The organism is Streptosporangium roseum DSM 43021, from assembly GCF_000024865.1.
Classification (GTDB): Bacteria; Actinomycetota; Actinomycetes; order Streptosporangiales; family Streptosporangiaceae; genus Streptosporangium; species Streptosporangium roseum.
The window spans coordinates 1740295-1749929 of the sequence record NC_013595.1 but is presented as its reverse complement, the minus strand read 5'-3'; the positions used below and the strand labels follow the sequence as shown (position 1 = coordinate 1749929).

Annotated in this window: 8 protein-coding genes; 3 read left to right on the top strand and 5 right to left on the bottom strand. The window is 72.1% G+C overall.

All coding sequences use genetic code 11. The annotated features are described in order from the left end of the window. Nucleotides 1-111 precede the first annotated feature (111 nt). From SROS_RS07875 to SROS_RS07855, 5 genes are all read right to left on the bottom strand, one after another. Nucleotides 112-921, bottom strand: coding sequence for a polysaccharide deacetylase family protein (locus tag SROS_RS07875; protein WP_012888375.1), 810 nt, complete (start codon nucleotides 919-921; stop codon nucleotides 112-114). Nucleotides 922-1088: 167 nt separating this feature from the next. Further along, nucleotides 1089-2381, bottom strand: coding sequence for a homoserine dehydrogenase (locus tag SROS_RS07870; RefSeq protein ID WP_012888374.1), 1293 nt, complete (start codon nucleotides 2379-2381; stop codon nucleotides 1089-1091). Between the two features lie 121 nt (nucleotides 2382-2502). Continuing rightward, entirely contained in the window at nucleotides 2503-3885 is a 1383-nt protein-coding gene (lysA, locus tag SROS_RS07865) for a diaminopimelate decarboxylase (protein ID WP_012888373.1), read from the bottom strand. A 191-nt stretch (nucleotides 3886-4076) separates the two neighbouring features. Further along, complete coding sequence (locus SROS_RS07860) at nucleotides 4077-4733, bottom strand: DALR anticodon-binding domain-containing protein (protein ID WP_012888372.1); 657 nt, start codon at nucleotides 4731-4733, stop codon at nucleotides 4077-4079. A 10-nt stretch (nucleotides 4734-4743) separates the two neighbouring features. Beyond that, nucleotides 4744-6696, bottom strand: a complete 1953-nt coding sequence (locus tag SROS_RS07855; protein WP_012888371.1) for a hypothetical protein — start codon at nucleotides 6694-6696, stop codon at nucleotides 4744-4746. Nucleotides 6697-6767: 71 nt separating this feature from the next. On the opposite strand from SROS_RS07855, the gene SROS_RS07850 reads away from it, so the two are divergent. The 3 genes from SROS_RS07850 to SROS_RS07840 all read left to right on the top strand — a co-directional run bounded on the left by SROS_RS07850 (nucleotide 6768) and on the right by SROS_RS07840 (nucleotide 9247). Next, on the top strand, nucleotides 6768-8426 hold the full coding sequence (locus SROS_RS07850) for an asparagine synthetase B family protein (protein ID WP_012888370.1): 1659 nt from the start codon (nucleotides 6768-6770) through the stop codon (nucleotides 8424-8426). Nucleotides 8427-8568: 142 nt separating this feature from the next. After that, entirely contained in the window at nucleotides 8569-8820 is a 252-nt protein-coding gene (locus SROS_RS07845) for a hypothetical protein (RefSeq protein ID WP_043651560.1), read from the top strand. Beyond that, nucleotides 8810-9247, top strand: coding sequence for a hypothetical protein (locus SROS_RS07840; protein ID WP_012888368.1), 438 nt, complete (start codon nucleotides 8810-8812; stop codon nucleotides 9245-9247). The genes SROS_RS07845 and SROS_RS07840 overlap by 11 nt, the downstream gene beginning before the upstream one ends. Nucleotides 9248-9635 lie beyond the last annotated feature (388 nt).

Below are 9635 nucleotides of genomic sequence, written 5' to 3'. Positions count from 1 at the left end.
CGGCCCACTCCGGAGAGGCGGCCCGGTAGCGGCTGTCCCTCCGGGGGGCGGGAGAGCCGTTCCTTCGCAGGACGGGCCGAGCCGCCGCCCGCTCCGAGGCGGCGGGACGGTCTACTCGGCGGGCACGGGCCGGTAGCGGGCGCCGACCGCGTCGTGCAGGGTCTTGACGACCGTGCCGTGGCTCTCGCGGGCCGCCAGCCAGCCGAGGAACTCGTCCAGGACCTTGGGGGACACCGAGTAGAGGCCGCAGCCGTCGCAGACCTGGTGGAAGACCAGGGTGACGAGCCCGCCGCCGCTCTTCTCGGCGTTGAGGACCTGCTGCCTCATCTGCCTCGGCAGCGTGTCGTCGCGGATCGAGCCCGGGGTGCGGATCTCGTAGCGGTCGCGGGGCCGCAGATCCTCGCCGGCCTGGCAGCCCCGGCATCCCCAGTCCTTGAGCCCGCCGACCCTGCGGGCCGCGTCGTAGCCGCACTGCCGCGCCACCGCCTTGGCGTCGGCGTCCACCGACCCGAACGGGTAGGCCAGGGTGGTGGGCCGGTAGCCCCACGCCACCAGTGCCCTGCGGTCGTCGCAGATCTGCGCGCGCTGCGCGCTCCGGGTCAGCTCGGTGAGGCGGATGTGGGTCAGCGTGTGGCCGCCGATCTCGTGCCCCGCCTTGGCGATCGCGGCGAGCTCGCGGCGGGTCAGCTTGGCGTCACGCCCGATGGTGTCGCTGTTGACGTAGAACGTTCCACGCATGCCCCGTTTCTCCAGCATGCGGGCCGTCGCCGCGTGGGTGGCGTCCCCGTCGTCGAAGGTGAGCGAGACGACCGTCGTGACCTTCTTCGGAGGCTTGGCGCTCTCCGCGTGGGAGACCGGCTGCAGGACCGCCAGGGCGACCAGCGCCGCCGGCAGAGCCGCCGCCCAACGAACGATCTTCACGGTGGGCCGTCCTTTCAGGCAACGGATCAAGGGCACAAGAAAGCACCATATAAGTCCACACGGCCCGTCAGGGCCTCCGTTACCAAACGGTCAGGAACCCGCCCCCGCACGGGGTCCCGGCGGGACGCCCCCGTGACGGAGGGCGCCCTCAGCCGGCGATCGGCGTGCTACGGGGTGTCCTCGCCCTCCACCCGCATGACGCTCACCACGTCGCGGACGATGTCCATCTCGCGCAGGCTCTCGATGGTGGCCGACAGCGCCGCGTCGCTGGCCCGGTGCGTGACCAGGACGAGCTGGGCGTCGTCGCCGTGGCCCTCCTGGCGGACGGTCTGGATGGACACGTCCTGCTTGGCGAACATGTCGGCGACCCGGGCGAGCACGCCCGGCTTGTCGGCGACGTCCAGCGAGACGTGGTAGCGCGTGACGGTCTCGCCCATCGGGTGGACCGCCAGCTCGGCGTAGGTGGACTCCTCGGGGCCCCGCGTGCCGGCCAGCAGGTTGCGGGCCACGGCCACGATGTCGCCCAGCACCGCGCTCGCCGTCGGGGCGCCGCCGGCGCCCGCGCCGTAGAACATGAGCTGCCCGGCGGACTGGGCCTCCACGAAGACCGCGTTGTAGGCCTCGCGGACCCCGGCCAGCGGGTGCGTCCTGGGGATCATGGCCGGGTGCACCCGGACGCCGAAGGAACGGCCGTCCTCCGAGCGGGCGCAGATCGCCAGCAGCTTGATGACGTAACCCATCGCCTTGGCGCTGGCCACGTCGGTGGCGGTGATCTCCGTGATGCCCTCGCGGTGCACGTCGGCGGCCGTCACGCGGCTGTGGAAGGCGATCCCGGCGAGGATCGCGGCCTTGGCTGCGGCGTCGAAGCCCTCCACGTCGGCCGTGGGATCGGCCTCGGCGTATCCCAGGGCCTGGGCCTCCTCCAGCGCGTCGGAGAACGACGCGCCGCCGGAGTCCATCTTGTCGAGGATGTAGTTGGTGGTGCCGTTGACGATGCCGAGCACGCGGTGCACGTGGTCACCGGCCAGGGACTCGCGCAGCGGCCGGATCAGCGGGATCGCGCCCGCGACCGCCGCCTCGAAGTACAGGTCCGCGTTGTTGGCCCTGGCCGCGCCGTGCACGGTCGCGCCGTCCTCGGCGAGCAGCGCCTTGTTGGCGGTGACGACCGACTTCCCGCTGTTCATCGCGGCCAGGATGAGCGACCTGGCAGGCTCGATGCCGCCGATGACCTCGACGACGATGTCCACGTCGTCGCGGGTGACCAGGGCCTCCGCGTCGGTGGTGAGCAGGGCCGGGTCCACGTCGGTGTCGCGTTTGCGGCCCATCCGCCGTACGGCGACGCCGGCCAGCTCCAGCGGGGCCCCCACGCGGGCGGCGAGGTCGTCGGCCTGCTCCCGCATCAGCCGGATCACCTGGGAGCCGACGACACCGCATCCGAGAAGAGCGACTTTCAGTGCCATCCGGTCGCACTCCCCTTCTCGTCCGCTTCGCTCACTCGGCGGCTCGCCGCTCGGTGCCCGATGGTCGCGTTCACCTTCTCGTCCGCCTCGCTCACTCGGCGGCTCACCGCTCCGGGTCGTTTCACAGCTGGCCTCTCAGCAGGTCGTCCTCGGTCTCCCGGCGGACGATCACGCGGGACACCCCGTCCTTGACCGCGACCACGGCGGGCTTGGGAAGGTAGTTGTAGTTGTTGGCGAGCGAGCGGCAGTAGGCGCCGGTGCCCGCGACGGCGACCAGGTCGCCGGTGGCCAGGTCCTCCGGCAGCCACAGGTCGCGGACCACCATGTCACCGCTCTCGCAGTGCTTGCCGACCAGGCGCGAGAGCATCGGTCCCGAGGAGCTCTCGCGGGAGGCCAGGCGGGCGGTGTACTCCGCGCCGTACAGCGCGGTGCGGATGTTGTCGCTCATGCCGCCGTCGATGCTGACGTAGGTCCGCAGCCCCTCGACGTCCTTGATCGTGCCGACCTCGTAGAGCGTCACGCCCGCGAGCCCGGCGATGGCACGGCCCGGCTCGACGGTGAGCTTGGGCACCGGCAGCCCGGCGGACCGGGCCACGTTGGCGACGATCCCCCGCAGGCCGTCGGCGATCTCCTTGACGTCGAGCGCGGTGTCGCCCTCGACGTAGGGGATGCCGTAGCCGCCGCCGAGGTCGAGCTCGGGCAGGACGACGCCGTGCTCCTCCTTGATCTGCACCAGCAGCGTGGCCAGGCGGCGCGCGGCCACCTCGAACCCGGCGGTGTCGGTGATCTGGGAGCCGATGTGGGAGTGCAGGCCGACGAGTTCGAGCTGGGGCAGCGCGAGGATGCGCCGGGCGGCCTCGGCCGCGGCGCCGCTGCTCAGCGAGAAGCCGAACTTCTGGTCGTCGTGGGCGGTGGCGATGAACTCGTGGGTGTGCGCCTCCACGCCCACGGTCACCCTGATCATGACCTGGGGACGCCTGCCGTGCTTGTCGGCGAGGAAGCCCAGCCGGGCGATCTCCTCGAAGGAGTCGGCCACGATGTGCCCGACCCCGGCCTCGACGGCCTTCTCCAGCTCGGCGAGGGACTTGTTGTTGCCGTGCAGCGTGATCCGCTCGGGCGGGAACCCGACGCTCAGCGCGACGGCGAGCTCGCCCGCGCTGCACACGTCGAGGCCGAGGTCCTCCTGCATGATCCAGCGGGCGACCTCGCGGCAGAGGAAGGCCTTGCCGGCGTAGTGGACCTCGCCGCCGGTGAACGCCTCCCGGTAGTCGCGGCACCGGGACCGGAAATCTTCCTCGTCCACCACATAGAGCGGGCTGCCGTGCTCTCTGACCAGGTCCCTGACGTCCGCGCCGCCGATCGTGACCGCTCCGTCGACGCGGTTCGACGTTCGCGGCCAGATCGTGGGATCGAGCGTGTTCAGGTCGGCAGGTGCGTGCGGAGGGCGCTCCTCAGGCAGCACTTCGGCGTGCCGGTCACCGGCGGGGTGGGCGAATCGACTCACCCGATCGAGGCTATCGGACCCGGTGATCCCCGTGGGACGAGTGCCCACCTGGCGAGACACGATCGACCGGAAATACACAAATTTTTCATGTCATTAATAACTTAAGCCGTATATTTTTACGTTTTGTGGTGATCTGAGCGCCAGGACAACCGCCCGCCCTTCCTCCCGGCATCCGCTTTCCTGAGGGTCCGTCACAGCCTGTCGGGCGCCGTCTCGCCCAGCGCCGCCAGCCCCTCGGCCAGCACGTCCCGCACCGCACGGGCCAGCCGTACCCGGGCGGCGTGCAGGGCCGACGGCTCCTCGTCCCCCGCCGGCAGCGCGGGAGCCCGCTCGAACGCGTCGTGGTAGGCCCGGGCGAGCTGCTCGGTGTAGGCCGCCCATCCGGGGTCCCGGCTCACCCGCCTGCCGTGCACCTCGGCCAGCGACCTGAGCACCGCCCGGTCCCACCGGCCGGCCAGCAGCTCCGGCCGGAAGTCCCCGCCGACGCCCAGATCCGCCGCCCAGCGCTGTACGGCGACCGCCCGCACATGGGCGAATCGCACGATGAATCCGGGGTTGTCCCACGTCCTCGGCAGGTCGGCCCACGGCGGCACTCCCCCGGCGGCCGGCGGGACGGGGCCGATCTCCGCGACGAGCTCCCCCGGCACGGCCACCGCGATCTCCAGGAACCCGTCACCCCGCACCCGGACGCCCGCGATCCCGGGCAGCGCGCGCAGCCGCGCCGCCATCTCCCCCGGCGCCTCCTTGCGGCGCAACGCGGCCGGGGAGACGTAGAGGGCCTCCTCAGCCCACGTCCCCGAGGGGATCGGCGGCAGGCCGAGGACCTCACCGAGCTGACCGGGCGTCACGCCTGGCAGCCTAGATCAGCGCATGCGGCGCGGGCGGGCCGTAGTCGACGAGCCGGGCCGAGCCGAGGAGCCGGCTGTCGTGGTCACGGAGGCAGACGTAGCCGAAGCGGTCCGCCGAGAAGACCTTGACCCCGTCCGTGCGGCACTGGCGCATCAGCACCTCGTCCCAGCCCTCGGAGACGTCGGCGAACCCCAGGCCGCGCAGGACGGTACGGCGGGCCAGCAGGGTGGCGCCGGCGACCTCGGGCAGGTAGGAGTACTCGGCGGCCGGCTGGCGCAGCACCGTGGCGGCGACGTCGCGCAGGTGGGCGTAGAAGGCAGCCTTCCCGACGATGTCGGCGGTGGTGAACAGGAAGGCGCGGGCGAGGTCGGTCAGGTAGTGCTCGCCGTACGCGTCCCTGGCGTCCATGACCGCCACCAGGTCGCCCTGGCACAGGTCGAGGGCGCGATCGAGCTGCCCGCCGGTGGTGAGCCCGGGGTCGGCGGGACGGACCACGACGTCCACCCTGGGGGGCATCGCGGCGCGGGCCCGCTCAGCGGCGTCCGGGGCGTCCGACAGCAGCACCAGCTGGACGACGCCCTTCTGCGGCGCGACCTGGGCCAGGGTGTGGCCCAGGTCGCCCCGGTCGATCATGATCACCGAGATGTTCAGGGTGGCGCGGGCGCTGGGCAGCCCGACGGCGTCGAGCAGGTCGTCCACCTTCTGGCTCATCGTGCCCGAGCCGTAGGCCCGGCGGAGCGCCACATGGGCCCGGCGGGCGTCGGCGTCGGCCGCGGCGGCCGAGGATTCCGGCGCGGGACCGGACGGGCCCGACGACGCGATCGGCGTGCCGCAGGCGGCCAGCTCGGCCAGCCTCCAGGCCTCGGTGCCCGGCGGGCAGTCGACGGCCCGGGGCCAGCGGTAGGAGGTGAGCACGTCCGGATACGACAGGTGCCCGGGGAGCAGCTCGTCCAGCGTGAGGACCCGGTCGAACCGGTCCCCGGCCAGCGGCAGCGGGTTGTGCACGCGCGGCTGGACGGCGAAGGGCAGCAGTCCCAGCGAGGGTGCCCGGCGGCCGGGCTCCGGCTCCCGCGACGCCAGGGTGGCGCCCCACTCCGCCACGGACCTGGGCAGCGCGGTGACGATGTGCTCGAACAGCCGCGCGGCGGCCACGGAGCGGCCGACGTCTCCCCCGGTGTGCCAGAAGACCGTGCGGATGCCCCGCTCCGCGCACCAGGACAGCAGCGCGTTCAGGCCCTCGCCCGGCTCGCGCAGCTCCTCGGCCCACGGGCCCTCGGTGACCGACTCGACCACCAGCAGGTGCGGGACCTCCGCGGCCAGGACCCGGGCGAAGTCCCTGGGGGTGAAGCCGGCGCTCTGCCGCCACTCGTAGCGCAGCAGCGCCTCGGCGTGCGGGTCCGCGACGACGGCCACGGTCAGGTGCGGGCGGGTGTTCGGGCCGGTCGGGACGCGGAAGGGCTTGAGCTTGACCGACGTGCCGCCGACGGTCCTGGTGGAGGTGGTGGCCTGGAAGGACGCGGTGGCGGCCGCCGACCTGTCGGAGCCCTGCGGGGAGACGGGCTGCCGCTTGGGCGCCGCGGGGCGCTTGGCGGGCCTGGCGGCTCCGCGCAGGCCGCGCGCCAGCCGTACCGGGTTGCTCTTGCCCGTCTTGAGCGCGTCACCGATCCGGGACCAGCGGGCCACCTGGACCGACGACAGCTTCCACTTCGCCACCTCGGCCTGGTAGCGCTGCTCGGCCAGGTCCCTGCGGAGCCTCTCCTCCGCCGTGTGCGCGGCTTCGAGCCGCTTCTCGGCCTCGCTCAGGCGCTCCTGGACTCCTCGCAGTTCGGCGGTGGCGCGCTCCGCTTCGGTGATCTTCGCCTGCGCCGCGTCGAGCAGCCGGGCCAGTTCGGCGGCCCGTGCCGCCTCGGCCACCGCCTCCCGCAACGCCAACCGTGTGCTTTCGAGTTGCTCGCCCGCCACGTCGTCCTCCGATTCCTGAGCCGGGCGAAAGGATACCCTTTGGGCAATCGCGACACAGAGGAGTCAGCACGGTGCAGTGGCCGACGTTCAATGTGAGACCGTACGTCTGCGGCGGCATCGGCCACCTCGACGAGTCCGCCCTGGAGACCCTCCGGGAGGCCGGGCCACGGGTGAAACCCGCGCTGCGGACGCCCGAGGCCGCGCTTTACAGCTCCTCCCCGCTGCCGCCCTACCAGCGCGACACCCGGAGCTGGGCGTTCGCCTGGGGGGAGCGCAGGCCGGCCGGGCCGGCGCCGTGGATCAGCGTGGCGGAGGAGTTCGAGACCCCCGGCCTGATCGACGACGGCGACCGGATCGCGCTGCACGCCGGCGGCCTCGGCCTGGTGGACGTCTACTACCTGACGCGGGACGGGGCGGTCTACTTCTCCTCTCTGCTGGAGCCGCTGCTGGCCCTGGCGCGCACGCCGTACGAGATCAACTGGGACGCCTGGGCGTCGATCATCCAGCTGACCTTCCCGCTCCGTGACGACACCCCGTATGTCCAGGTCAAGCGGCTGGCCGGAGCCAGCGCGCTGGTCTTCGACCGGGCGTCGGGCCGGGTCTCGACCGAGCGGAGGCTGCCCCGCTGGCTGCGCGAGGAGCCGTTCGAGGCGGGCCGGACGGCCGGGGAGATCCTGGAGATCCTGCACGAGGTCTACAAGGAGTTCGACGGGCGGCCGCTGCTCGTGCCGGTCAGCGGCGGCTACGACTCGCGGCTGCTGTGCTCGGTCGCGGTGACGCGGGGCGCTGACGTCGAGTCGTGGACGACGAGCCCGGACGACGGCACCGACACCGACATCGCCTTCGCCCGCGCGATAACCCGCGAGCTGGGCGTACGGCACCGCGTCATCACCCAGGACGCCTCGGCCTACCCCGACGACGCGCTGGCCGCCGCCCGGCGGCTGGAGTTCCTCACCCCGCACCACGCCTGGTACACCCCGTTCGCCCGTGAGGTGCACCGGGCCGGCCGGACTCTGGTGGACGGGCTGGCCGGGGGGCCGCTGCTGAAGAACTTCATGGTCAGCGGGGCCGCCCTGGAGGCCTCCTCGCAGGCGGAGCGGAAGGCGGCGCTGCTCGGCTCCCTGGCGCTGGGCACCCCGTCGGTGCCGTTCCTGTCCGAGGAGGCGGCGGCCTGGATCACCTCCTCGGTCGAGACGGCCTTCGGCCAGTCGACCTCCATGCTCAACGGGCACCGGGCCGAGCTGCCGCTGTCGGTCCTGCACACCCGGACGGCCCGGGGCATCGCCCGCTCGCCGGTCAACCTGGTCGGCCCCGAGGTGTCGTTCGCCGCGCCGTTCACGCACCCGGACTTCTTCGACGCCGCGCTCTCGGTGGGCGTGGCCCGCAAGGACAAGGGGCGCTTCTACCGGGAGGTCCTGTACGCGGCCAACCCGCGCGTCGCCGCGCTGCCCTCCACCAACGTGGTCAAGCAGCCGCTCCAGCGGGTCCCGCTGCGCTCGGCCGCCGCGCCGGCCCGGGAGTACGGCCACCGGATGCTGACCCGGGTCGCGGGCACCGTGCCCTCCCTGCTGTCGGAGCCGCTCCACGCCGTGGTCGCGGAGGGCCCGGACGCCCTGGCGCGGTTCAACGGCTGGAACGACCGGTTCTGGGTGCGGAGCCTGGTCCTGTTCGGGGCATGGCTGGGCGACTACGAGGACCGCCTGCCCACCCTCACCCCGCCCTGGACCTGACCTGCCGACGCCCCCCGGGATCCACCCCGACGATCGGGAGGGTGCCGGGACATGTGGCCGACGGCCGCTTCCCGCTTTTCCAGGACAGCACGCGCGCGTGACGGTACTGTTGCGCAACGTGACCATGACATATGATGCTTATATGAGCACTAAGCCTGTCACTGCGACGCTGGAAGCAGACCTCCTCGCTTACGTGCAGGAGCAGGTCAACCTGGGGCGCGCCAGATCGGTTTCGGCTTATCTGAACGCGGCCCTGGAACGGCAGATCGCCATCGATCGCCGCGCCGACGCCGCGTGGAAGGCCGCCGTGGAGAAGGCACAGCAGAACCCCGAAGAGGTAGAGAAGGCAAGACGCCGCGCCCAGCGACTGATCGAAATCCTCAATGGAGGGTGACGTCAAGCAGGCGCTCGTCCTGGACGTGTCCGTGCTCACCGAGTGCGCGCGCGGCGACGTCGGGATCATCAACTTGATCCAGCAGTTCGACGCGGACCGGAAACCACTGATCATTCCCGCCATGGCCGTCACCGGCGCGACGGTCGAGTTGGGCGGGGACCAGGATCAACTGGCCGTCGTCAGCGGTCTGTGCCGTCTGGATTCGGCCAATCTGACAGCCGTGAGCGACTTCAAGGACGGTGTCGAGGTCGGGCAGGTGCTTATCGAGGTGGAGTCCTGCACCACTCCTTGGGATGCCCATGCCGTGACAGAGGCGCTGCTCCACCGCTGCCCCATCCTGACAACCGACTACGCGCGATGGAAGGGCATCGTCCAGGACCTGTCCGGAGGACTCACCATCGTCGAGATCGCCGACTTGGGCGAGTGACGACGGGGCCGGGGATTCAATACACGGCGCCCTCCGCCGACCGGGCAGCCGCCCTTCGCGGCGACGGCCCGGTCGGCAGCCGGGAAAACGTGTGGGCGGCGAGTCGACGCCCCCGTTCCACGTCCGGTCGGCCGTGAAGCGAAGCTCGACACTGTTCTCCTTCAGGACTTCAGCCGGACCCGTACTGGGACGGCCCGGCGGGGGGCGGCGAGCCCATGCCATATGACCAGGTATGGTCGAAATGTGGGCTCGTGACCTCGGGGGACAACCCAGGCGACCCCACACCGCGGACGGCCGGGCAGAGATCCGGGCGCCTGTGGGGGCCGGATCCGGGTGCCTCGCCCGCAACCCACGCGCCGTACATACGCCCAGGTCATCACCGCCGCGT